Origin of the sequence: Akkermansia muciniphila, from assembly GCF_040616545.1 — a bacterium.
In the GTDB taxonomy this organism is placed as follows: Bacteria; Verrucomicrobiota; Verrucomicrobiia; order Verrucomicrobiales; family Akkermansiaceae; genus Akkermansia; species Akkermansia muciniphila_E.
On the sequence record NZ_CP156688.1, the window covers coordinates 519,760 to 543,538 of the forward strand.

Consider the following 23,779-nt stretch of genomic DNA (forward strand, 5'->3'; position numbering starts at 1 on the left):
ACGCGCTCCACCAAGGAACTTTTACACAAGCGGACCCGTTCCGGAGGTTTTCCCCGGACTCCCGGAGCTTAATCCTCCTCTTCCAGGGCTTCCTCCCGCATCAGCGGAGTAATCCGGGTCACGGTGCAGCGCTCCACGCCGCCGTTCTCCGTACGGGTCACCCTGAATTCCAGGCCCAGGTAACCCACGGCGTCACCTTCCTCCGCCGGGGCTTCCAGCAAATTGAGAATCAGACCGCCCACGGTGTCAATCTCCTCATTCTGCAAGTCCATGTCCATGGCTTCCCCCAACTCCTCAATTCGGGCCAGACCGGAAACATCACACGAGAAGCCCACGGCGTCCCGGGGCAGCTCCGTCAATACTCTGATGCGGCCGCGGTCCCAGCCCATCACCTCAGAAAACACGTCCGTCAGGGTCAGCAGGCCGGAAGTCCCGCCGTGCTCGTCCAAAATGATGGCAAGGCGCACGTTGTCCTTCCTCATGATCTCCACCACATTGTCAAACTTGACCGTCTTGGGCACCTTGGGAATGGCGTGGATGTATTCAGGCTTCAAGGCCTTCCCGCGGAACATGATGCGGAACAGGTCGCGGGCATGCACCATGCCGACCACGTGGTCCAGATCACCGCGGTAAACGGGGTAGCGGGTGCGGCGGGTGCGGCGGACAATCTCCCGTATTTTCTCATGCCCCGCTCCTTCCGGAATGGCGTCTATCCGGACGCGCGGAGTCATGACCTGGTGAACGTACAGGTCCTCCAGGTCAAACAGGCCATCCATGATGCGCCCGGATTCCTGCGGCAGGGCGCCGTTTTCATGACTCTCCTCAATGATGTACTGGAGTTCTTCCGCAGAATGGTAGTGGGACTTGGATTCATTCCTGTCCACGCCCAGCAGCCCCAGGAAAAAGTTGCCCAGGGTGTTCATGCCCACCACCAGCGGATACAGGCAGAGCTGGACCACGTACATGGGCATTGTGATGATGAGGCAAAGCTTCGTGGCATACTGGAGGGAAAGCGCCTTGGGCACCATTTCCCCGAGGACGATGTGCAGGTACGTCAGCACCGCCACGGACAGGACGCTGGCCGCGCCGTGCGCCACAAGCCAGGAGGCCCACCCATACTGGGCGAGCCATTCGTGAAGCCATCCGGCCACGGCATGCTCCCCGTACATGCCCAGCCCCAGGCTGGCGAATGTAATGCCGAGCTGGGCCGTGGCAATGTAACGGTCCTGCAACCGCGGCGTTTTCAAGATATGGGAGACGCGGCGCGCCACCATATTGCCGGACGCCCCCATTTGCTCCAGCGCCGCGCGGGGCGCGCCAAGCAATGCAAATTCCGCGGCCACGAACAGGCCGTTCAGCACAATCAGCAGCAGAATAATAAAAACCGTCATCATGAGTCCACCCCGCTTTCCATGGCAGGTTCATTCTCCTTTTTCTCCGGAGGCAACAGCAGAATGGAGGAGACGCGGTTGTGGTCCATCTTCTCCACCACCAGCACGCGCCCGGCAATAATCAGGCGGTCCCCCTCCTTGGGAATGCAGGACATGTGCTTGATCACGGAGCCCCCTACTGTAGCGGCGCCGTTCATCAGGAAAGGCACCAAGCACTCCGCCTTATGGGCGCGCATCATGCCGGGAATGCGCACGGTACCGTCCGGCAGGGTTTCCACTTTTTCCCCGGAGCGGATGAATTCCTCATCTATGTCCCCCACCATTTCACCCAGCAGGCGTTCCAGCGTCACCAGCCCCACAAACTTGCCGTATTCATCCAGCACAAAAGCTTCCTTGGCCTTGTCCTCCCGGAGCCGGGACACCAGCATCTCCACTGTCTGCATCTCCATCACGCACGGCACCTCCCGCAGCATGGAGCGCAGGGGAGGCAGAACGCCCTTTTCCGCATATGCGGCCACCATGTCCTTGATATGCAGCATGCCGATCACGGACTCACGGTTTCCTTCATACACCGGAATATGAGTATGGGGCCTGTCCGCAATCATATTCAGAATATCCTCCTCCGTAGCGTCCACATCCAGGCAAACCAGCCGGAAGCGGGGAATCATGATCTGCTCCACCGTGCGTTCCGCAAAGGAAAGCGCGCTGTGCAGCCGCTCATGCTCATCCTCCTCCAGCAGGCCCCCCTGATGGCTTTCATCCAGCAGCATGTTGATCTCCTGCTGGGTGTGGATGTGCTGGTGGCCTCCCGGCGGCAGGCGGAACAGTTTGAGCAGCAGCAGGCCGCTTCCGTTCAGGAAGTCAATGAACCACGCGAAGAAGGTCAGCGTCCAGCGCATGGGGTAATACGTGTACAAAGCCGCCTGCCGGGGGAATTGCAGCGCCAGGGACTTGGGCATCAATTCCCCCAGAATCACCTGCAGCACCGTCAGCCCTACCAACACCACAATGGCGGCTACGGAATTGGCCATCACGGAATCCATGCCGCCAAACCGTTCAAACAGAGGAAGCAGATAAGCGGACAGTTCCACCTGCCCGTAGGCGCCCAGAATCAGGCTGGAGATGGTAATGCCGAACTGGCAGGCCGCAATGTAGCGGTCCAGCTCCCTGGTATTCTCCAGAATTTTGAGCAAATGCGCCGCCACCTTGCTGCCGCCCTCCGCCATTTCACGAATCATGTTGCGGCGCACGCTCACGGCGGCAAATTCTGCGGCAACGTAAAAGGCGTTGATCAGAATCAGAAAAAGAATAACGAAAATGATAAAAAGAATCATGTATGGAGGGGGTGTCCGTAGAACGCAACGGGCATCCGCATCATAGGAACCAAGAAAATCCTGTCAAGAACGGGAAACAAAAAATCCTGCCATCCGGAAAATCACATTTTCCCATGCGTCCCTTCCACCATTGCTTCCTCTTCCCCACCCGTGCTATGGTGAGGCCATGCCCGCTATCCGCATCCTGCTGTTCCCCCTGCTTTTTCTGAACTTTTGCATGGCCTCCGTGCCGGAAGACGCGCCGCCTTTCAGCGGCCAGTCCATGGAACGTCTGACAACCCTGCTGAGCATTCCGTCCTCCTCCGGAGCGGAAACCCCTTTCCAGCAATGCTGGCTGAAACACGTGGCGCCCCTGGCGGACAGCTCCGGCACGGACCTGCATCAAAATGCCTGGGCAACATTCCGCAGCCCGGACCCGGACGCTCCGGAATTGTTGATAGACGCCCATGCGGATGAAGTGGGCGTGGTCATTGCAGGCATCACGCCCAACGGGTTCCTGAAGGTGAAGCCTGTCGGGTTCCCGGATTTCCAGTCCATGCTTTCCTGCCCCTACCGCTTTGACGGGGCCCATGGTCCCGTCACCGCCTTTGCGGGCGCAGTGCCCGGCTGGTGGTTGAACCGCTCCCCGCTCCCGGCAGGAAAGGAATACGTCCTGTTTGACGCGGGAGCGTCCAGCGCGGAGGAGGCCCGGAACATGGGCCTGAGCACAGGCCAGCGCGGCGTTCCCGCCACCAGGCCGGAATTGCTGCACGGTTCCCGCCTGATGGCCCACGGCCTGGACTGCCGCCTGAATTCCTTCATGCTGATGGAACTGGCTTCTTTCCTGTCCCAACATCAAAAAGACCTGAAATACCACGTAACGCTGCTTTCTTCCTCCCAGGAGGAGATAGGCCTCATCGGAGCCACGGCGTATTGTGAGAAGAACCGACCCCAGCTGGCTATCGTCATTGACTGCACGCTGGATACCGTCCAGCTCGACGACCTTCCATCCCGTGAAGAAAACGGAAGGCTGACCCGCCAGGCCATGGGAAAAGGCCCCGTCATTTTCACCCATGACAAGATCTTTTACCAGCCCATCACTGAGCAGCTTCTCCAGCTGGCGGAAGAACAAGGTATTCCCCTGCAAAAGGACGCCACCTTTCCTCCCGGCATGGCCAATTTTGTCCCCGTCAAGCTTTACGGCGGCCAGGCCGCCTTCCTGGGACCGCCCATCCGCTACATGCACTCCCCACGGGAACTGGCGGACCTGAAGGATGTAAAGGCCACGCTGGACCTGCTGGGCCGTTTCCTGTGCACCCCTCCCTCCCCGGAAGTGAAAGCCGCATCCGCGCAGGAAAAGAAACAACCGCCACAACCGGAACCCGTGACCGCAAGGTAAAAGCTCCCGTCCAAATTCAAACAGCCCCGTTCCCGGAACAACCGGGAACGGGGCTGGAAGTTTAAGGGTTCAACGGGCAACCGTTATTCCGTAATGCCGGCGGCTTCCGCTTCAGCAGCCTTGGCGTCGCGCAGAGCGGCGCGGACAGACATCTTCACACGGCCCTTGTCGTCAATGCCGATGCACTTGGCAGTCACCACGTCTCCCACGCTCACGACGTCTTCCGTCTTGGCGGTGCGGCCTTCGGCCAGCTCGGAGATGTGAATCAGACCATCCTTGCCGGGAAGCACTTCCATGAACGCGCCGAAGGTGGTCGTGGAAACGATCTTGCCGGTGTACAGTTCACCGATTTCAATGGTCTTGAACATGCGGGTGACGAGATCCAGCGCGCGGTCCAGGCCTTCCTGCTTGGCGGCGTAGATGTGCACGGTACCGTCTTCCTCAATGTTGATGTCGGCGCCGGATTCAGCCTGGATGGCCTTGATGTTCTTGCCGCCGGGGCCAATCAGCTCGCCGATGCGGTCGGCGGGAATCTTGGTGGTCTCAATGCGGGGAGCGTTCGGGCTCATCTGGGCCGGAGCGGCAATGGCGTCATTCATGACCTTCAGCACGTCCGTGCGGCCGGTCTTGGCCACATGGATGGCTTCTTCCAGAATGGAGAGGGGGATGCCGGGGAGCTTGAGGTCCAGCTGGTAGCCCGTCACGCCTTCAGACGTGCCGCAAAGCTTGAAGTCCATGTCACCGTAGAAGTCTTCGGAACCGATGATGTCCAGAAGGGTCTTGTAAGTAGTGATTTCATGCTGGTCATTCTGTTCCGTCACCAGGCCCACGGAAATGCCCGCCACGGGGCGCTTGAGGGGCACGCCGGCCGCCAGCAGGGACATTGTGCCCGCACAGACGGAGGCCATGGAGGTGGAACCGTTGGATTCCATGATTTCAGAAGAAATGCGGATGGCGTACGGGAATTCCTGTTCGTCCGGCACTACGGGAGCGATGGAACGTTCCGCCAGAGCGCCATGACCGATTTCACGACGGTTCTGCCCGCCGAAACGGCCGGTGTCACCTACGGAGAAGGGAGGGAAGTTATAGTGCAGGATGAAGCGCTTTTCATTCACGCTGCCCGTGTAGTTGTCCATGTACTGGCGTTCTTCCATCGGAGCGAGCGTCGCCAGGCAGAGGGACATCGTTTCACCGCGGGCAAATATCGCGGAGCCGTGCACCACGGAAGGCAACACGTTGATTTCCGCGGTCAGGGGGCGCAGTTCCTTGAGGGCGCGGCCGTCGGCACGCTTGTCCTTGTCCATGATGGAGATGCGGAAGGCCTTCTTCTGAATGTATTCAAAGACCTGCTCCACGTCAAAATCGGTGGCTTCCGGATGGCGTTCCTTAATGGCGGCTTCCACTTCGTCGCGCAGGGCGCCCACCTTCTTCTGGCGTTCAACCTTGGAGGCGGCATAGATGGCGTCTTCAATGCGGTCACCGGCGATTTCATAGCCGATTTCCAGCAGTTCCGGCTTGGCAAGACAGAGCTCGTAGGAACGCTTTTCCTTGCCGCAGACGGCACGGAGTTCTTCCTGCTTTTCGCAAAGAACCTTCACGTTTTCCTGAGCCAGGCGCAGTGCGGCGATGAAGTCTTCTTCCGGCAGTTCATTGGCAGAACCTTCAATCATGATTACCTGGTTCTTCGTCCCGGCAAACACCAGGTCAAGCTGGCTGTTTTCACGCTGGGAGTTGGTCGGGTTAATGATGAACTGGCCGTCAACACGGCCCACGCGGACGGCGCCCACGGGTTCGGCAAAGGGGAGGTCGGAAACGACGCAGGCGGCGGAAGCGCCGTTGATGCTCAGAATATCCGGTTCATTTTCACCATCGGCGGAGAGCAGAAGGGTTACTACCTGCGTGTCATAGAAGTAACCCTTGGGGAACATCGGGCGCAGGGGGCGGTCCGTCATGCGGCACGTCAGGATTTCCTTTTCCGTGGGGCGGCCTTCACGCTTGAAGTAGCCGCCGGGGAACATGCCCGCGGCAGCGGCCTTTTCCTTGTATTCCACAGACAGGGGGAAGAAGGTCTGGCCTTCCTTTACTTTGGTGGCGCTCACCACGGTCACGAGAACCACGGTGTCGCCGCTGCGGACGACAACCGCGCCGTCTGCAAGACGGGCCATTTTTCCGGTTTCAATCGTGATGGGATTCGTACCAACGTTGCATTCAACTGAATGTATGCTCATTATATTTCTTGTCTTTCAGTCACCCGCAGCCTCATCAGCCCATTCAGGCCGGCTCCGGGCGGGAAGCCTGAATGGCGTCAGGTACGGGCAGTGCCTCAGGAAGAGTGTTATCCGCAGCAGCTTTTTCCCAAAAATGAAGGGGAACACTGTCTGCGCGGCAGGGCGCACATCCCAGATGGATCAAACGCTCCGGCCCAGTCTTACCGGCTTGACAGCCTGTGAAAATCCGAAAATTTCTCAAGGCATGCCCGACAGAAACGCACCGGGAAACGAATCCCCGAACGTCGGATTCCAGCATAATCCCCGTCAAGGAGAATGCAAGCAAATAGTTTGATAGACGAGTGGTTCCGGAATTTTTAAAACCGTTCACAAAAAAATAAAGCCCCTCCCTTTCCCGCACGGAAGGTTTTGCCGGACAGAAGCGCATTTCCCCTTCCGTAAGGTCCGCACACCCTCATGCGGAACCGGGGCGGCCCTGCCATCCACCGCCCAATGCCTTGCAGAATTTAACGACGGCATTCAGCCGCATCTGCGCGGCATCCGCCATTTCCAGCTCCCCGCTCAAGAGGTGCCTGTGCGTGTCCAGGGCATCCATCAACCCCAGATACCCGGCCTCATACTGTTTGGACGCAATATCCCAGCTCCGGCGCAGGCACTTCACCTCGTCAAGGGCGGCTTCATAAACCTCCGTACTTTTACGGCGTTCCACCAGGGCGTCCCGGATTTCCCGGAAGGCATTCAGAACCGCCTGTTCATATGCAGCCTGCACGGCGGCGCATTCGGCAGACGCCGCGCGGACGGCGGCGCGCTTCCTCCCTCCGTCAAACAAAGTCTGGATCATCCCGCCTCCCAGATCATAGCTTCTGGACAGCTGGTTCAGCAGTTCGTTCAGCTGGGTGCTGACCTGCCCCAGCTGCCCGGTCAGCACCAGTGAGGGGAACCTGTCCTTCCGCGCCGCCTCCTTTCCATAAAAAGCGGCTTTCAGGCGGGATTCCAGTTCCCATATATCCGGACGGCGTTCAATCATGTCACCGGGAATCCGTGCCGGAATGGATGGAGGAGAAGCCAGCAGGGCCGGATTGCCTCCGGCGGGCCGGACGCCTTTCATCACCTGCCGGGGGCTGTCCCCCACGAGCACGGACAAGACGCTTTCTGCCCGGGACAATTCGTTTTCCGCCAGTTTCAACTGGGCCAGCGTTCTGGAACGCTCCGCCTGGACACGGCGCAGGGCAAGCTCCGGATACTGCCCCTGCACAAACCTTTTTTCATACATGGCGCAGGTCTGCTCATAGGAGGCGTGAACGCGCCGGATGATGAGGCATTTTTCTTCCCACGTGCGCACATTGATGTACGCGGAGGCCACCTCCGCCGTCAGGCGCAGGTAAACCGCATCCCGCGCGGCAGAAGAAGCCAGCAGTTCGGAACGGGCGGCTTCCGTGCGTGCCCGCAACTTCCCCCACAAGTCCACTTCATAGGAGAGAATGCCGGACATGGACCACAAGTCCCTGGAACGGTCCGGCAGGTTGTTCATATAGCGTTCGCCCTCAGAAAGCTCCTGGCTACTGGCTCCGGCCCTCAGTTCAGCCCGGGGCAGCAGGGCTGCTCCCGCCTGTGCCGCCAGGGCGGAGGCCTGGTCCACCAGGGCACTGGCGCGGAGAAGATCGCGGTTACGCTCCACGGCCTTTTCTTCCAGACGGTTCAGAGCGCGATCATGAAAAATGCGCCACCAGCCGTGCCCCACGGGGGAAGTCCGGGCCGTTCCCTCCGGCATATCCATGACAGGCCGTTCAAATACGGCCGTACTGCCGCAGGACGCCAGCAGGGCGCCCATGAGAAGAAGCATGAGGTGTTTCATGAAGCGGACTTCCTTTCCGGGCTGGATTTCAGGCAGAACAGGGCAAACAGAACTCCCGCCGCCCCCACGATTACAGTGCAGAGATAAAAAGTATCCACGGAAAAAATCTGGCTTTGCAGCGCCACGGACTTCCGGAGCACCGCTTCCACGGACGCGTGAATTTCCCGTGCCGTGCCTCCGGTTTCCGTAAAATGCCGCTGCCACAGGTCCAGCGTATGCACCGTTCCCGGTGCATCCTCCCTCACCTGCTCCGCCATGCTGAAGCGGAACCCTGTTTTCATATGGGCCAGTACGGTGCTCACACTGCTGACATACAAGGAAATGAAGATGTAGCGCACGGTGTTCAGCGTCCGGGAGGAAGCGGCGGCGGCATGGTTCTCCACCCCTCTCAGGGCAAGCGGCGTGGCCGTGTTCAAACAGAACGCATACCCGATCCCGAACAATCCCAGGGGCCATGCCACATCCAGCCAGGAGCAGCCCGCATCCAGCCGGGAAAGGAGGAAAGCGGAGAAACCCAGCGCCAGCAGCCCGGCCATCATGCCCACCCTGAGGGCCAGTTTACCCTTCTGCATCAAGGGCAGTACAAGGACTGCACCGCCGCAGAACCCCGCCACCAGAACCATAAACACATAGGCAATTCCCACCGGCTCGTAATTCATTACATTACGCATGAACTGCACCGTCCCCACGCGCACCCAGCAAATGCAGAAGATGTTGCACAGGGAAGCCAGCAGGCCGCACAGGAACCGCCAGTTGCCCAGCACGCGGACGTTCAGCAGCGGGGAACGGTGAGTCATGCAGGAAATGAAGGCCAGGGCAAAGGAACAAAATCCCCCGTACATCCACCCCAGCACTCCGGGTGCCGTCCAGCCGTCTGTCTCCCCGTAAATGAGGACCATCAGCAGGCACACGCATCCCATCCCCACCGCCAGAAAGGAAAACCAGTCAAACTTTCCGCTCCTGGGTATTTTCTGGTTGGGAACGTACAGCGTCGTCAGAACAGCCAGGATAAGCGCCGCCGCGCCCACAATGACGAACAGCCCCCGCCAGTGCCAGTATTGCACCAGCAGGCACCCCACTACCGGGCTGGCGCAGGAAGCCAGGCCAATGGAGCAAAGCTTCACGCCCATTGTCACGCCGCGGCGCTCCGGCGGCAGGGCGGCATTCACCAGGCCCGTGCCGTATACGAGGGCCAGCCCTCCTCCGGCCCCCTGGAGGAAACGGGCCAGAATCATCATGAAAAAATGATCGGCCGCCAGCCCAAGGAGCGTCCCGAGCAGCAGCATCAGCAATGCCATGCGCAGGGACCTTCTTAACCCGATGCGTGCCCACAGATACGCCGCCACAGTAAAGGACAGGGCAGTCCCCAGCGGGCATGCGCCACCTGACCAGGAAACGTCCAGCGTGCCCACCACAAACGTGCCTGACAAATCCGGCGTGGCCGCCGTGATGCAGCCCATATTCAGGAACGTCAGCATCGTGCAGGCGCAGGCCATCCCTACCAGCAGGCGGCGGCGCCACGCCGGAACCGTTGTTTGCTGAACAGAACCACTCATGCCCTTCCCTTAAAAATCAATGGAAACCTTTCCCTGCATCCCCGGACGGAATACGATGCCTTCCTCCGCCTCCGGCAGGCTCACCTTGACGGGGAACCGCTGCATGACCTTGGTAAAATAACCGCTGACGTTCTCCGTGGATATCAGGGAAAAGGTGGCGTAAGTGGCCGCCCCTATCTCATAAACCATGCCGTGGAACACCCTGCCGTGATAACCGTCCAGGGTAAACCTCACGTCCTGCCCCTGGCGGATACGGCCTATTTTGGTTTCCTCCACGCGGACGTTGAGCCAGATGTCATTGCTGTCCACAATGGAAAAAAGCTTCTGTCCGGAACTGACCATCTCCCCTTCATTCACCAGCTTGCGGGCAATCACCCCGTCCACGGGAGACTTGACCACACATTCCCCGCACAGTACTTCCAGCTCTTCCAGTTCCGCACGAGCTGCTTCCAGCTGGGCCTGTGCGGACCTTTTTTCCTCCTCGCGGTAACCCTCCAGCCTGAGGGCCAGGGTTTCCTGTTCCGCCTTTTCCACCGCCTGCGCCGCCAGGTAGGTGGCCCGTACGGCGTCCCGGTCCGCGGAGCTGATGCCCGCCTGCTCCCTCACCAGCTTTTCAATGCGCTCATAATCCCGCCGGGCATGTTCCAGGCTGGCGGACGCCTGGGCCGTCCTGGCCCTCTGGGATTCTATTTCCTGCGGGCGGAAACCGGCCTGCATTTCATCATTCCTGGCCTGCATCAGCTTGACACGGGAACGGGCGGCCAGCAGGCGCGCCTGCATGGTGCGCCCGTCCAGGTGGGCCAGCGTCTGTCCACGGCTCACGGCGTCCCCTTCCTCCACCTCCACGCTGATGATGCGCTCCGCCAGCTTTGACCCCACGGAAACGATGCTCGCCTCCACCCGGCAGTCATCCGTGTTCATGGAATGGTTCTCCCGGAAATGCCAGACGCCCCAGCCGATGGCTCCCACGGCTGCCAGGGCCATGCTGCCCAGTGAAATGGCTTTCAAATGTTTGCTCATGCTCCGCAGGATGTGCATTGCCGGGAAAATCCCTGAATGAACAGGCCAATGGTCAGCTTCATGGAGGCTACCTTGTCCTGCCACGTCCTGCTGTCATCATTCAGGCAGTACATCAGCATGTAGCCGTGCAGGGTATTGATGAAAGCGCGCACCATGAGCTGCACGTCCCCTTCCCTGACTTTTCCTTTTTCCTGCATGGCGGTCATGTACTCACACAGGAAGGAGTGAAGCTCCCGCGGATCGCGCAAAAAATCATCCCCGTTCGTGTCCACGGAGTCCAACGCGCTCAAGTAGGCACGGAAGGCGTTTCTCTTGGCCTTCGTCTCCTGGAAGTACAGGCGCGCGGCCAGTTTCAGGTCATGCGCCAAGTCCCACGTTTTCCTGTTCTCGAATTCCCTTTTCAGTTCACTGGCATATTCCCGGTACCTGATGATTTCATCCAGCAGGGACTTCTTGGTGGCAAAATAGCGGAAGACGGTTTTTTCACAAATACCGGCCTTTGCCCCCACCTCCTGAACGCTGACGCGGTGGAACCCCCTTTCGCTCATCAGCTCAATGGCCGCCTCTACAATCTTTCTCAGCGTGTTCTGCTGGACCCGTGTCATTTGCTCCATAGATGTCTGTCAGGCTAACAGACATTTTTTAAAGATCAAGCCCCTATTTCCGAACATGAAGGAGGAAGAGCCACTCTCCCGCAGGAATAAAAAACGACCGCTGCGGAAAACCGCAACGGCCGTATCAAACGGGAACGTGCTCCGCCGTTTAGCGGCGAAGGCCAAGACGCTGAATCAGGCTCTGATACTGGGCCAGATCTTCACGCTTGACGTAATCAAGAAGCTTGCGGCGCAGAGCCACCATTTTCAACAACCCGCGGCGGGAAGAAACATCATGCTTGTTCGTGCTCAGGTGGTCGGTCAGGTGGGCGATGCGCTGGGTCAGGTGGGCGATCTGGTAGCTGGAGCTACCGGAATCCTTTTCGTGCATCTTGAATTCCTGCAAATTGATTTCGTTACTCATAAGTGTTTTCTTTGAATGTATTTAGCTCGTGGCAGCGGCTAATCGACACTGTGAGGGCGCCAACTATGCACCATCCGTTCCCAAAAGCAATTCAAATTTCATCATGCGGGAGAATTTGACTCCGTTCCTGAGGATGCAGCCTCATCATCTTTTCCCGCCGTGCCCCATATCTCGCGGTCCTTTTCCGTCACGGGCCTCATCACGCGGCAGGGGTTTCCTACGGCCACCACGTTGGCGGGAATGTTCTTCGTCACCACGCTTCCCGCGCCTATCACGGAATTCCGTCCGATACGCACGCCCGGTCCAATGGCCGTATGGCCGCCTATCCATACGCCGTCCTCAATGGTGACGGGCAGCGCAAATTCCAGCCCGTCCCGCCTCAGCCCCGGGTCCACGGGATGCGTAGCGGTGTAAATTCCCACATTGGGGCCTATCAGCACATCATTGCCGATCGTGACGGCGGCGCAGTCCAGCACCACCAGGTTGAAGTTGGCATATACGCGGTCCCCCAGCCGGATATTCGTTCCATAGTCGCACCGCAGGGGAGGCTCCAGATAGCAATTGTCCCCCATGCGGCCGAAGAGCTCCCGCGCCACTTCCCGTCGCAGACTTTCCTCCTCCGGAGCGGACTGGTTGTAACGGAAGAGAAGCTTGCGCGCCCTCAGGCGCCCGGCAGTCAATTCGGAATCCTGGGCATTGTACAAACGCCCGGCCAGCATGTTATTCCAGTCCTTCGAGGCCATTGGTTGAAGAGGGGTTCACGGCATCCGCGCCGGAAGAAGGCAGCGGCATGATCTCCCGTTCTTCAACAGACGGCACGGTCGCGGCATCCTTCCCCACGGATGCCTCCGACTCTACAAGCTCCTTCTTCCCGGAGGAAGAGGAATTTGCGCCAGCCCGGGCAGGGGACGGCCTGTGCACCGTCCTGAAAATGCCGGACGGCTTTTTCTGAAGTTCATGAATGCTCCAGCTCCCGTCCCGGACAATCACGCGGGTTCCCACGGGAGCCACTTCAAACAGATTCCTTGCAATCAGGTGGGGGATGCGGATGCAGCCATGGGAGGACGGGCGCCCGGGCAGGTAACCTTCATGAATGCCCACAGCCCCGTTCACCCTCATGAAATAGGGCATCTTGGCCGCTTCAAACCGTTCTCCGGGACGCGCGGCGTCCTTCCGTATATCCCCGTCCCGCTGCTCTCCGGCGGCATTGATGAAAGCGCCGTAATAGGAATGGTGGTCCGCGTCCTTGGAGGAAATCCGGAAGTAGCCCGCAGGCGTCATGCCCGGGCTCCTGCCGGAACTGATGGGGCCGTACCCAATGCGGTGCGTTCCACGGTACACGTACATCATCTGCTTTTTCTTATCCACCACAACCAGCAGCTTTCCGGGCAGTGAAGGGTCATCCTCCCACTTGAGCAGATGCCCCGGAATGGTTCCCGTTTCCTCAAAATACCCGGTCAGTTCCTCCACCGGAACGCTGGACGAGGAGGACAGGGAGGCATCCCCGCCCGTCGTGCCGCAGGAAGAAAACAGAACGGGCACGCACAGGCAGGGAACCAGCAAATGGAAAAGGGATAACTTCATTTCGGGGAGTCGCATCACTGCGTTAGACAACGGAGGGCCGGAAAAAAGAACCGCTTTTTGACAAAACTGTCAACCATCAATCAAAAAAATTCCTTTTTCCGCTCCGCGTCCCTACCACATCCGGGCTCGTCTGCCGCGCCCGCCGCCATTCCCGGGGCCGTGGAGCAGGCCGTGGGACCACGCTTCCGCAAAGGTGCGCGCGGCATCCGCCGTATGGGAATGTCCGTCATGCACGGGGCTTTCCGCCACGGCGCCTCCCGCGCCGGGCGGCCTGGACCGGTACAGCTCCAGATGCTCCACCCCGCCCGGTTCCTCTTCCCCGCGCCCGTTGCGCATCCTTTCCTGGGTGCGGGCATGGAAGAAACTGCGCTCCAGCAGTTCCCGCAGCGTATTGATGCCGCGCCAGACGTCCGTTGTCCTGGGAACGACGCGCACATTAGCCAATCCAAGCCGCGCCATGCTCTCCACGTAGGAAACGCCGTGGGCATCCCTCCGCGCGGCATCATGCGGCAGCAGGTGGGCCGTCACCGTCACGCCGTGCCGCTTCTCCCATTCCCTCATTTTTTCCACGTAATGGGCCAGGGGCTCCTGGCTGGCGGCATAATGGTCCAGCCAGTGGAAACTGTCCCCCAGCACCTGCACCAGCCAAATGGCCGTATGGTCGCTCAGGCCCAGGTCCCACGCCGTGAAGGAGGGGGCCTCCGGGTCCGCCTGAAACTCCATCCCCACGCGCCCCTGTTCCCGGAGGGCCATGATGCGGCTGCCGTAAATGCTGCCTTCCTCCCCGGTAGCAAACGCCTCCTGCGGCGTTCCGGGGTACTCCTGCTTCATGGCGGCTCCCATCACGCGGGCCATCCGGGCGTACCATCTTTTCTGCCCCGCGTCCAGCACCACCCCGGTGTCCCGCTCCAGGGAAAGAAAATACTCGTCCAGCTCCCGGCTCCACCTGCCGCGCCCGGGCAAGGTGTATTCCTCCTGGTCAAACCAGCTGAAAAAGAAAAACCGGAAGTCCAGCGGAGACAATTCGCCCTTGCCCATGTTCTCCATGGCCTGGCGCGTCAGCTCGTAATTCACGCCGTACCGCCCCCCTTCATGGGTGCTCTCCTTCAGGATAAAACCGCCGGGGGGCACCGTATTGATCGCCCCCGTACGTATTTCCCTGGCACGCCACGGGGCATGCACGGAAACGTGCGCCAGCTCGGAGACGTGCAGGAACTGCATGGTGCCCCCGCGCAGGTTCGTTCCCACGCGCACATCGCTTCCGTTGGCAAAAGCCAGACGGGTGCGCGCAGACGTACAGGGACGCCATACCCCCTTTTTCTCCACGCCGGAGAGGCTTTTGATTCTCTCTCCCAGCCGGGCCAGGGCCACATCCATCGCGGAAGGATTGGGCGGAATGTAATCCAGATGGTCCCAGGCGAAGTGCAGCTTGGCAAGCTTCTGCTGGGCGTCCGGCAGGCTTTTGTCAATGATGCCGCAGTGGAAATTGGACCGGAACAGGCTCATATCCAGCATCAGCATGGCCACATACGTGGAAATGCCAAGCTGGCGGGCCTTCAGGATGTCGTTCCTGTACCACAGCCGCTCATGAAGCCGCCGCTGCGCCCTGTTCAGGGAAAAACGCTGGAGCTGCCCCGCCTTGTTCTCAATCCAGTACAGGTGTTCCAGCCGCCAGAGCTGGCTGGACAACACGGACCGCCACGGCAGGCTCCAGGACTCCGTCAGATGATCAGAAGTTTCCATGTTCGTCCACCAGTTCCTTCAGCAGGGCGCCCTCGCCCGTCATTCCCCTCAGGGCCTCCGTCCCCTTGTCCAGGGGCAGGCGGTACGCCAGAGGATCGTTCAGCACGTGGGAGACAAAGCGCAGGGCCTGCACCATGACGGGGTCAAGCAGGTCCAGCCTGCCGCGCAAATAACTTTCCCGCACGCCCAGCTCCTCATACAGCCGGATGACGTCCTCCATAAAGCATCCCACGGCCTCTTCCCTGTTCCACCAGAAGCGTTCCTGCGCATCCGCATCCCCCAGCGTTTCCAGAATACGGCCCAGGGACCGCGCCCGGCTCTCCCTCGCGGTCTCCGGAGTGGGCTCCTCTCCGGCCCCCGTAAAGCACTCCAGCGGAATATAGGAATCCCGTCCGGCACCCGCGGGCAGACCGTGCCTGTCCAGATAGGCGCCGTTCCACGCATGCACCACGTACGGAGCGCGCGCCTGCCGCACGGGGCTCTCCGGAATGCCCGGCATCAGGCGCACGGTATGCCCCGGATCGTCCGGGTCACGGTAAATCACACAATTGGCATACATCGCGCGCGCCTCCTCCGGATCAGGCAGGAAGGGGAGCATGCCGCCCCTCACTTCATCCTGCCGATGGTCCAGGACATCAATCAGGGTGGCGGCTTCATCCAGGGGGACCTCCCGGCTCCACCACGCGGGCACCCCCTCGGGAACCGCGGCGGAATCAATGCGGTAAGTTTTGCCCCGCCAGACGATGCCGGACTCCGCTGCTTCCGGGCGGTCCGCAAAGTTCCGCCTCACCTCGTCCAGCGTCTCCACCGCACGAGCCACGTCCGGACGGCTGCTCCACGCGGCAGGGGCAGCCACGCCGCGCCTGACGGAAAACTCCTCCTCCACATAGGCGGGAGCATCCAGAACAGGCTCCGGGAGGGAGTCGCCCATGGCGGACAGGGAAACGCCTTTCGCCCGCAGAGTTCCGTGCCCGGCCCGGAGCGGGCGCTTCACCAAATGGAGGTACAGGCCGGGATGCTCCGAATCCGCACGCCATGAATTCAACTGGGGAAACTCCCGGAGCGCCCGGGCCAGTTCCGCCATGCGGTGTTCCGCCAGCCGCTCCATCCGGCGCGTTGAGCCGCCGCCGTATCCATCCAGCGCAGCCAGGGCGCGCACCAGGTCCTCCTTCACGTGGTCCGGGGCCGTAGATAAAAGCCTCCCGGTCATCAGGCTGTGGGCATACCTCTCCATCATGGGGAGGCGCACCTCCGCGCCGCCGGCATTCCAGGCGCGTTCCGCCCGTATCCGGTCGTTCATCCCCACCGTTTCATGAAGCATGCCCATGAACTCGGCAGTCTCCGGCCCCTCCTTCAGCGTTTCCTTCAATTCCGCGGCACGGAGCACCAGCCCCTCAAGGGGTTCAGGAGCCCTGTCCGGACTCGCGGCCCCGTAACGCGCCCATGAAGCTACCGTTTCCGGAACGGCGTCATGATCCAGATGCGCAAAGAAATACTCCTTGGAAAGCTGGGACAGTTCTTCAATCAGTTCCGTCTCTCCCGGCAGCTTCCGGCGCCGCGGCACGCGGCCCAGGCGCTTCAGCATCTCCCACGCGCCCTCCGGAGAGAGCTGGTCCGTGCGCATCAGCCGATCCCAGACAACCTCCGCCTTGTCCTCAATCAGGGCCAGGGGGTTGTCCGTGTTATGGAGGCGCAGGCGGTGCATCACCAGCCCCTTGGCCGTGGGAACGGGCATATTGTCCGCATCCACCCCCAGCCGCTGCGCCTCGCCCACATACTTGCCGTGAATGTCCATGCGCTCCTTCAGGGCATCCGGGCTCATCAGCGTTTCAGCGGCTACGCGTCCCCTGCCCGTCACCTCCAGACGGTCACCGGAGCCCACGGCCCCGCGCACGCCGTAACCGGCTTTCAGCATATCCGCCACCGCCATGGACGACAGGCTGTCGTACAGGCAGGAGAGGCGTTCCCCATGCGCGTTTTCCAGCCCTGAAGTCAGCCGCAGGTAGTTGGTATCCCATTCCGGATGCCCGCTGCGGGCATGCCACTCCCAGCTCCGGATCAAATCCCTCTTGGCCATGCAGGCCGGGGAAAACATCATGGAGACATGGGCCATCAGGTCCGCCCCGGCGGCCTCCCGCGAAGGGTGCCAGTCCGACCACCTGCCGTTGGGGTATTTCACCCTCCACAGCCTTTCTCCTTCCCTGTTTCCGCGCGATGATTGGAACAGGCGCGGCGTCAGGCGCGACAGGTTCTCCACCGCCTTCTCCGTACCCGGATAGACGCGCGGCGCGGCCTGCGCCGGCCCGGCATCCAGACGTGAAGCATCCAGAACGGAGGCATACCGGGCCACATGCTCCGGCTCCACTTCCAGAAAGCGGGACAGCAGCCGGCCATAGCTCTCCACCGGCGTATAGCCGCGCCCCACATGAACATCAAACTCCTTCATGTTGGGAAGCACCTGGAACAAACTGTTCACGTCCGCCTGGGTTCCCCACACAAAACGGTTCATTTCCCGCAGTTCCGGACTCACCCCGTGGCGCTCCCGGTCCCCCAGGGAAGCCATCATGGAACTCATCCGGGACAGGGCGGACGGAAGCCCGTCCGGTCCGGAAGCCTGTTCCAGCAGCTCCGGAGCGCGCAGCAGGGCGCTGCCTTCCTCCAGCCAGCGGCGCGCCCTGGAGCAAGCCTCCCCGTTACGGCAGAACGACTCCCACAAGCGAAGGGCCACATGGGCGGACACCTCCTCATGGGAAGCGCCGTGCACCCGCTCCATCACCCCCTCATAAACATTCGCGCGCGTCCGGCGGTCCATCTCCACCGTAAGAGCATCCCAATCCGTGCCGGAAAAGCCCACGCCGCGGCCGGCTTCCTCCGGATAAGCCAGCAGTAGCATCCTGTACGGACGGTAGGCGCGCCTCTTGAGCCTGTCTTCCACAAACGCCCGGCGCAAGCCGTCCGCATGCACGTCATAATCCGCCGCATTCCTCAAACGCCACGGAATTTCCCGGCCATTCCTGTTCCGGGCCAGCCCCAGGTCTTCCTCCTCCATACGGCACAGGGCCTCATACCAGGAGGAAAGGGCCTCCTCCACGGAATGGCGGCCCTGCGTCCTCTTCATTTCCACGCCGGGCGCGGGTTCCGCCTCATAAACGCGCCGTCCGTCCGCCACGGCGGACTCTCCCACGCGCGGCAATCCGGCCCGCAGCAGCCATTTGGTCCTGGCCTCCGCATGTTCCGGGTGCGGAAAGAGTTTTTTCAACACCGCTTCCGACTCCGGAAAATCCCTCATCTTCCAGGGCTTCGTCCGGACGGGGGAAGGCATTTCCAGAAAATCCCGCACGTCCTGCTCCGTCCTTAAAAAGGGTTCTCCGGCCTCATCCAGCACACGGGACCATTCCATGGCCTTCCGGGAAATGTACAGGGACCCCCACAGGGGGGAATCACGCAGGGACTTTTGGAGCAGTTCCCCGGCGCGGCGTACGTCCTTCTCCCGCAGGATGCGGGCCGCCGCTTCATCCGGAATGCCGAACGCCTTCAGCGGCGCGCCATCACCCAGCAGCGTTCCGGCATGGCGGAAATGATGCAGGGAAGTCTTCCCGGCTCCGATCAGCAGGAAAGGCATCATCATGGCGGCCTCCCTCAACTGGTCGTCCAAGGATACCTGCCTTTCCTTCCAGCCTTCCCAATCCACGCCGGACTCCTTGCCTGTAGCCGCGCCCACGCCTTCCTGAACCATCATGGGCGTCAGCTCCATCAGCTTGTTCTCCGCCGCCATCTTCACGGCATCAGCCGCCATGGCGCCCGTTCCGGAAAGAACCGCCCCCATGCTGCCGGAGGCGGATCTCACGGCCCGGAAGGCGCGCATTCCCTGCCCCACCATACGCTGGCCCAGCTTCGTCATCCCGAAGGAAAGCAGGGTATTTATCCCCCCGGACGCCACGGCCCCGCCCATCTGCGCGTCAAACACGCCTTCCGGATTCATGCGGCGCGCATCCGCCATATGGCGCCCCGTTTCCCCGGCCATCAGAACGCCCAGCCCCGCCGGGCCGCCAAACGCCAGCGCCGTGGACGCGCCCTGCTGGGCCATGTCCACCAGCAGTTCCCGGAACCAGGGGGCATCCTTTCCTCCGCGCAGGGGGGCGAACTCCATCCTGGCAAAATTCCGCAGCTCCTCAAAGCTTCTGGAATACCTGTCCAGCGTCTCCTTTTCACTTCCTTCCGGGAGGGTCCAGGCCGCACCGTTCACGGCCAGCTGGACCACATTCTCCGCCATCTCCGCCGCGCCGCGCTTCAGCGCCCTTCCCAGGGCATCCCGGAAATCGGGGCGGGAGCGCAGGCTGGGAGCCATCATGCGGTATACCTTCTGCCGGTCCCCCTCCTCCAGCGACGCCAGGCAATCCACGGCACGCACCACATCCGGAACGCCGGCGGCTACCTTCCGGTTCACTTGCACGGCGGGGAAATCTCCCGGGGCGGGAGCTTCATTGGCTACCAGCCCCTCCAGCCCCTTCCGGATCATTCCGGCGGCATCTTCCAGACGGTTCCTGTCATCCAGGGCATCGGACACGGCCCGGTTCTTCAATTGTTCCGCTACGGCCTGCAAATCCTCCGGCCAGGCGGAAACGGCCTCCCGGAGCCGTTCATCCGGAGCCTCCCTGTTTCCGGCCAGCGTCCGGTCATACTCCTCCTGATACAGTTCAAACAACGTTTCCCGCTGGGAAAGGCGCACCTGGTTGTGCATGGAGACGGCCACAAACAACTCGTCATCAGACTTGCCGGACGCGCCGTACTGCCGCGCCACCTGCTCCCGGATCCCCTTCCAGTCCCGCCGGATGCGTTCACGGGGAATCTCCCCTGAATCCGCCACCCAGGACTGCATCACGCACGCGGCCACCCGCTCCCGGTCAGCCGTTCCCGCCGGATACACGGCTTCCGCCTTGCGCCTCACTTCCAGGGGAATCGTCATCACGTCCCCCGTCAGCACGCTGTTCCAGTATTCTTCACGCGCCGCCGCCTCACGCTCCGGGCTCTCCCGCGTGCCGTAAGCTTCTCCGGAGGGCCCGGTCACTGCCGGAGCGGAACTTTCCTCCCTGTGCACGGGAGACCTTTCCGGCGCTCCATCTTCCAGCGGCAGGGTTCCTGCCTTTTCCCGATTCATCTCATTTTCCATCATTACTTGCCTTCCTTTCCCTTGTTCATATCCCTGAATCCCACCCAGCCCTCATCCTGAAGCCGGTTTTCCTTTTCAAAAACTTTCTCAAGCTCCGCCTCAGGCTGCTGCGGGGCTCTTCTGACCGCCTCCATCAATTCCATCTGGACGCGCTTCCATTCCTCCACGGCGCGCGCGTCCTCCGATGGCCCCCAGGCTCCGCTGCGGAACAGGGAGGACAAGCGGCGGGAAGCCGCGCGGCGCGTCTCCTGCGGAACCTGCATCATCACCTCCCGCCTCCGGAGGAGCCTTTCCACCTGCGGAGCAGGCAGCCCGGAAGTAGCCACTTCAATCATGGCGTCCGCATCCCCCTCCCCACCGCAATCCTCATCAACCAGGCAGGTCATGCGGCACAACAGCAAATCGTCCTCCGGTACGCTGACGCCGGAAAACTCCGCCTCCCGCCTCCGGTCCCGGGACTCCGTATAACGCCTCAATTGCCCGGAACTGATCAAGCCGTACTTTTCCGCATTCGCCAGCCCTTCATCCCGGAGCAGGCCTCCCCCGGACACCGTGCGCGCCACGGATTCCGCATAACGCCGCTTCAGCTCTCCATACGCCGTAACGGCCTCCTGCGCCACTTTCCTTTCCTCCGGGGTCTGCGGCGGTTCCCCGCCACCGGAAACAAGACGAACCGCCCGGACCGGATCGCGCCGCACCTCCTGCACCGCCTGGTTCAGGGCCACGCGGCTGCGGGCATCCTCCACCATGCGGGCGGCCTCCTCCCCGGTCACAAAAACGCCGCGGCCTTCCTCAATCCTGCGTTCAGCCAGTCCGGCCTCTCCCTGCTCCACGGCGTATTCCACCCCTCCGGTCCAGGCCCGCCGCGCTTCCTCCAACTGCCCCAGGCGGGACATCTTCTGCAAATAAATGCTTCCGGCAGACTCCAGATTCTCCCTCGCCAGCTCCACCCTCTCCCGTACCGGAGCGGACATCCTGCCGGGCAGATAGGAGGGAAGCCGCTCCGCGAGCGCCTTTTTCCATCTTTCCTGAACGTGCTCCGGCTCCCCGCCGGCCTCCAATTCCCTCATCACGTCCTGTTCAAAACGGTACAGGCCGTCGCGGGCCTCCGCCCACTGTCCGGCGTCCCTCACCTCCTGCATCTCCTTCACGGCGGTTCCCGCCGTTCCGGCCAGTTCCATCACGCCCGCAGCCAGGTTCCGCACTCCGGCGGCCTGCGCTTCAAACGCGTTCAACGGAACCACGCCGGACAAATCCGGCGCCACATGCAGCATCCCAAAATCCTGTATTCGTATAGCCATCTTTAATGGCCTCCAAGCTAGGAAGGGGACGGAAGGCCCGGCATCCATTCCAAACCGTTACCGTCCGGCACTTGCCTCTTGCCAAAACCGGACCGTTCCAACACAATCAGCCCCATGCCCCGCATCCGTTTCACCGCCGCGTACGATGGACGCCCGTACCTGGGCTGGCAGAGCCAGCCGGGGGGCCGTACCGTACAGGATGTCCTGGAACGCGCCTTTTCCGCCCTCTTCGGCTCTCCAGTCCGCATCCACGGTTCCGGCAGGACGGATGCCGGCGTGCATGCCCTGGGCCAGGTTTTTCATGTGGACGCGCCGGATACCCACCGCATTCCGGCGGACAAATGGCCCACCGCCCTCAACACCCGCCTTCCCCATACCATCCGGGTCATGCACGCGGAATACGCAGCCCCCGGCTTCCATGCCAGGTTCAGCGCCGCCGGAAAAACCTACCGCTACTGCATCTCCCGCGCGCGCATCCTCAGCCCGTTTGACGCGGGGCTGGCCTGGCACCGTCCGCTGGCCTGGAGCGTGGAAACCCTGGAACAAGCCGTGCTCCTTTTTACGGGAACGCATGACTTCAGGGCCTTCGCGGCCCTTCGCGGCAATGAACCGCGCCCCATCCCGGAAGACCACTTCCGCCGCACGATCACGCAGGCGCAAGTGGAGCAAAAAGGAGACCACGTCTTCATCACCTTCACCGGAACGGGCTTCCTCTACAAGATGGTGCGCCTCATGGCAGGCGCCGCCCATGAAGCGGCCAGGGGGAAAATCACGCTGGACGAGCTGGCGCGCCTCATCAACTCTCCGCGCCCGCAGGATAAAAGCCCGTTCTGCGCTCCGCCGGACGGCCTCACGCTGATGCGGGTCCACTACCCGGCGGAACCCCAGGAAAACCGGCCTGAATAAGCCAAAGACGGCCCGCAGCCCTATCTCCGTTTCACGCCGTACAGGCCCTCCCGCCGGATCAGCGCCTCCACCTCCGGATTCAAATGAGGCACCGGACATACGCCCGCGCGCAGGTCATGCCGCACGCGGGTGGAGGAGGAGGGTTCATCCCCCTCAATAAAAACGGCGCGCACCCCCTCCCTGGGGAGAGGCCCGCCGCCGCGGTGGTACACAATAAACGTTACCAGTCCGGCCAGATGCTCCCAGCGGCCCCACTGTTCCAGGGAATCCCACTGGTCCTTTCCCATAAGCCAGAAAAGCTCCGCTCCGGGATAACGCTCCGCGGCGCACTCAGCCACCCTCCACGACCATGAGGGAGGGGGAAGAGTCAAATCCGTACGGTCCAGCACAGCCCAGTCCAGCCCCCGGAGCGCCAGCTCAATCATCCGGCAGCGCTGGTCATCCGTTACGGCGGGAGCCTGCTCCTTCAACGGAGACAGGGAACACGGCATGAACAGAACGCGGTCCAGCCCGCAATAGTCACGGGCATGGGCGGCCACGCGAACATGCCCCTCATGCACGGGATCAAACGAACCGCCGAAAATGCACAATTTCACCGTCCGTCATTCATCAAAAACATCAAAGACCTTCCGTGCCCTTGTAAGGCAGGAACCCGCCGATAGGCACGCGCACCATCCTCTTTTCCAGAGGCAGGCGGCGGAAACGGGTGATAAAATCCGTCAGCCGCCCGTAATTGCGCTCCGTCTTGGGAATCCCCTGCTGGCCGCAGTTCACGTCCGGATTGTAATGCAATTCAATGTGAAGGTGGGCCGGATACATCCCGCGGTTCGTGCCGATGGTGCCCACCTGCGTGCCGCGCAGCACCAGCTGGCCCAGCACTACGTTAATATCGTTCAAATGGGCGTAAAGCGTCTGGCAGCAGAGCACCTTTCCGGACTTGGGCTCCCGGAAGGCATGGCGGACGATCACCACCTTCCCCCATGCGCCGCGGGCGTCCGCCGCGTAAGTCACCACACCGTGGCCAACGGAATAAACGGGATCGCCCAGATCGGAATTGCCCCCGCTGTTGCCGTTCCAGTCCTCGCCCATGTGGCGGGGGCTTTTCACGCGCAGGCCGCGGGACCGGTAATAGCCGTTGCCGTCAGGCTTGCCTACCGGAAAATCAAAACCGTCGCAAAGGGGGACGAGCGCGAACTTGCTGTCCCGCCGGGCCATGTAGACGGGAGCGCTCTCGCTGATAAATGCGGACCCGGTCAGAAGAACCAGCGCCAGCAGTAAAAAACGGAAATAGGACAT

Annotated in this window: 17 protein-coding genes; 2 read left to right on the plus strand and 15 right to left on the minus strand. The window is 61.5% G+C overall.

Annotation, left to right across the window (positions count from 1 at the left end):
• Window positions 1–68 precede the first annotated feature (68 nt).
• Window positions 69–1,394 carry a hemolysin family protein gene (locus ABGM91_RS02135; protein ID WP_354833330.1) on the minus strand — a complete coding sequence of 442 codons (1,326 nt, stop codon included), beginning with the start codon at window positions 1,392–1,394 and terminating at the stop codon, window positions 69–71.
• Entirely contained in the window at window positions 1,391–2,725 is a 1,335-nt protein-coding gene (locus ABGM91_RS02140) for a hemolysin family protein (protein ID WP_290565000.1), read from the minus strand. The genes ABGM91_RS02135 and ABGM91_RS02140 overlap by 4 nt, the downstream gene beginning before the upstream one ends.
• A gap of 166 nt (window positions 2,726–2,891) precedes the next feature.
• Between ABGM91_RS02140 and ABGM91_RS02145 the strand changes: the two genes are divergently transcribed.
• Window positions 2,892–4,103, plus strand: a complete 1,212-nt coding sequence (locus ABGM91_RS02145) for a M28 family peptidase (protein WP_354833332.1) — start codon at window positions 2,892–2,894, stop codon at window positions 4,101–4,103.
• An 83-nt stretch (window positions 4,104–4,186) separates the two neighbouring features.
• Here the strand turns inward: ABGM91_RS02145 and ABGM91_RS02150 are convergent, their stop codons facing one another.
• The 11 genes from ABGM91_RS02150 to ABGM91_RS02200 form a co-directional block, all read right to left on the minus strand.
• On the minus strand, window positions 4,187–6,331 hold the full coding sequence (locus tag ABGM91_RS02150) for a polyribonucleotide nucleotidyltransferase (RefSeq protein WP_290565002.1): 2,145 nt from the start codon (window positions 6,329–6,331) through the stop codon (window positions 4,187–4,189).
• Window positions 6,332–6,785: 454 nt separating this feature from the next.
• Window positions 6,786–8,186, minus strand: coding sequence for an efflux transporter outer membrane subunit (locus ABGM91_RS02155; RefSeq protein ID WP_354833334.1), 1,401 nt, complete (start codon window positions 8,184–8,186; stop codon window positions 6,786–6,788).
• Complete coding sequence (locus ABGM91_RS02160; protein ID WP_354833336.1) at window positions 8,183–9,742, minus strand: MFS transporter; 1,560 nt, start codon at window positions 9,740–9,742, stop codon at window positions 8,183–8,185. The genes ABGM91_RS02155 and ABGM91_RS02160 overlap by 4 nt, the downstream gene beginning before the upstream one ends.
• A 9-nt stretch (window positions 9,743–9,751) precedes the next feature.
• Window positions 9,752–10,762 (minus strand): HlyD family secretion protein, encoded by a 1,011-nt coding sequence (locus ABGM91_RS02165; RefSeq protein WP_290565005.1) that lies wholly within the window; start codon window positions 10,760–10,762, stop codon window positions 9,752–9,754.
• Window positions 10,759–11,376 (minus strand): TetR/AcrR family transcriptional regulator, encoded by a 618-nt coding sequence (locus tag ABGM91_RS02170; protein WP_354833338.1) that lies wholly within the window; start codon window positions 11,374–11,376, stop codon window positions 10,759–10,761. Before ABGM91_RS02170 ends, ABGM91_RS02165 begins: the two co-directional genes overlap by 4 nt.
• Before the next feature lie 148 nt (window positions 11,377–11,524).
• On the minus strand, window positions 11,525–11,779 hold the full coding sequence (rpsO, locus tag ABGM91_RS02175; RefSeq protein WP_022396563.1) for a 30S ribosomal protein S15: 255 nt from the start codon (window positions 11,777–11,779) through the stop codon (window positions 11,525–11,527).
• 101 nt (window positions 11,780–11,880) lie between these two features.
• Entirely contained in the window at window positions 11,881–12,522 is a 642-nt protein-coding gene (locus ABGM91_RS02180) for a sugar O-acetyltransferase (protein ID WP_354833341.1), read from the minus strand.
• A complete protein-coding gene (locus ABGM91_RS02185) occupies window positions 12,500–13,363 on the minus strand; it encodes a L,D-transpeptidase family protein (protein ID WP_215427138.1) in 864 nt (287 codons plus the stop codon). The genes ABGM91_RS02180 and ABGM91_RS02185 overlap by 23 nt, the downstream gene beginning before the upstream one ends.
• A gap of 111 nt (window positions 13,364–13,474) precedes the next feature.
• On the minus strand, window positions 13,475–15,106 hold the full coding sequence (locus tag ABGM91_RS02190; RefSeq protein ID WP_354833343.1) for a hypothetical protein: 1,632 nt from the start codon (window positions 15,104–15,106) through the stop codon (window positions 13,475–13,477).
• Window positions 15,093–20,264: a hypothetical protein gene (locus ABGM91_RS02195; protein WP_354833345.1), complete on the minus strand. Its 5,172-nt coding sequence runs from the start codon at window positions 20,262–20,264 to the stop codon at window positions 15,093–15,095. The genes ABGM91_RS02190 and ABGM91_RS02195 overlap by 14 nt, the downstream gene beginning before the upstream one ends.
• 14 nt (window positions 20,265–20,278) lie before the next feature.
• Window positions 20,279–21,577, minus strand: a complete 1,299-nt coding sequence (locus ABGM91_RS02200; RefSeq protein ID WP_354833347.1) for a hypothetical protein — start codon at window positions 21,575–21,577, stop codon at window positions 20,279–20,281.
• Window positions 21,578–21,691: 114 nt separating this feature from the next.
• Between ABGM91_RS02200 and truA the strand changes: the two genes are divergently transcribed.
• A complete protein-coding gene (truA, locus tag ABGM91_RS02205) occupies window positions 21,692–22,483 on the plus strand; it encodes a tRNA pseudouridine(38-40) synthase TruA (RefSeq protein WP_354833349.1) in 792 nt (263 codons plus the stop codon).
• A gap of 20 nt (window positions 22,484–22,503) precedes the next feature.
• Here the strand turns inward: truA and nadD are convergent, their stop codons facing one another.
• Window positions 22,504–23,079 (minus strand): nicotinate (nicotinamide) nucleotide adenylyltransferase, encoded by a 576-nt coding sequence (gene nadD / locus ABGM91_RS02210; RefSeq protein WP_354833351.1) that lies wholly within the window; start codon window positions 23,077–23,079, stop codon window positions 22,504–22,506.
• Between the two features lie 22 nt (window positions 23,080–23,101).
• Window positions 23,102–23,779: a M23 family metallopeptidase gene (locus tag ABGM91_RS02215; RefSeq protein WP_022396555.1), complete on the minus strand. Its 678-nt coding sequence runs from the start codon at window positions 23,777–23,779 to the stop codon at window positions 23,102–23,104.

Coding starts and splice junctions, on each gene's coding strand:
- ABGM91_RS02135 (WP_354833330.1), bottom strand. CDS start 1,394: ATGATGACGGTTTTTATTATTCTGCTGCTGATTGTGCTGAACGGCCTG.
- ABGM91_RS02140 (WP_290565000.1), bottom strand. CDS start 2,725: ATGATTCTTTTTATCATTTTCGTTATTCTTTTTCTGATTCTGATCAAC.
- ABGM91_RS02145 (WP_354833332.1), top strand. CDS start 2,892: ATGCCCGCTATCCGCATCCTGCTGTTCCCCCTGCTTTTTCTGAACTTT.
- ABGM91_RS02150 (WP_290565002.1), bottom strand. CDS start 6,331: ATGAGCATACATTCAGTTGAATGCAACGTTGGTACGAATCCCATCACG.
- ABGM91_RS02155 (WP_354833334.1), bottom strand. CDS start 8,186: ATGAAACACCTCATGCTTCTTCTCATGGGCGCCCTGCTGGCGTCCTGC.
- ABGM91_RS02160 (WP_354833336.1), bottom strand. CDS start 9,742: ATGAGTGGTTCTGTTCAGCAAACAACGGTTCCGGCGTGGCGCCGCCGC.
- ABGM91_RS02165 (WP_290565005.1), bottom strand. CDS start 10,762: ATGAGCAAACATTTGAAAGCCATTTCACTGGGCAGCATGGCCCTGGCA.
- ABGM91_RS02170 (WP_354833338.1), bottom strand. CDS start 11,376: ATGGAGCAAATGACACGGGTCCAGCAGAACACGCTGAGAAAGATTGTA.
- rpsO (WP_022396563.1), bottom strand. CDS start 11,779: ATGAGTAACGAAATCAATTTGCAGGAATTCAAGATGCACGAAAAGGAT.
- ABGM91_RS02180 (WP_354833341.1), bottom strand. CDS start 12,522: ATGGCCTCGAAGGACTGGAATAACATGCTGGCCGGGCGTTTGTACAAT.
- ABGM91_RS02185 (WP_215427138.1), bottom strand. CDS start 13,363: ATGAAGTTATCCCTTTTCCATTTGCTGGTTCCCTGCCTGTGCGTGCCC.
- ABGM91_RS02190 (WP_354833343.1), bottom strand. CDS start 15,106: ATGGAAACTTCTGATCATCTGACGGAGTCCTGGAGCCTGCCGTGGCGG.
- ABGM91_RS02195 (WP_354833345.1), bottom strand. CDS start 20,264: ATGAATCGGGAAAAGGCAGGAACCCTGCCGCTGGAAGATGGAGCGCCG.
- ABGM91_RS02200 (WP_354833347.1), bottom strand. CDS start 21,577: ATGGCTATACGAATACAGGATTTTGGGATGCTGCATGTGGCGCCGGAT.
- truA (WP_354833349.1), top strand. CDS start 21,692: ATGCCCCGCATCCGTTTCACCGCCGCGTACGATGGACGCCCGTACCTG.
- ABGM91_RS02215 (WP_022396555.1), bottom strand. CDS start 23,779: ATGTCCTATTTCCGTTTTTTACTGCTGGCGCTGGTTCTTCTGACCGGG.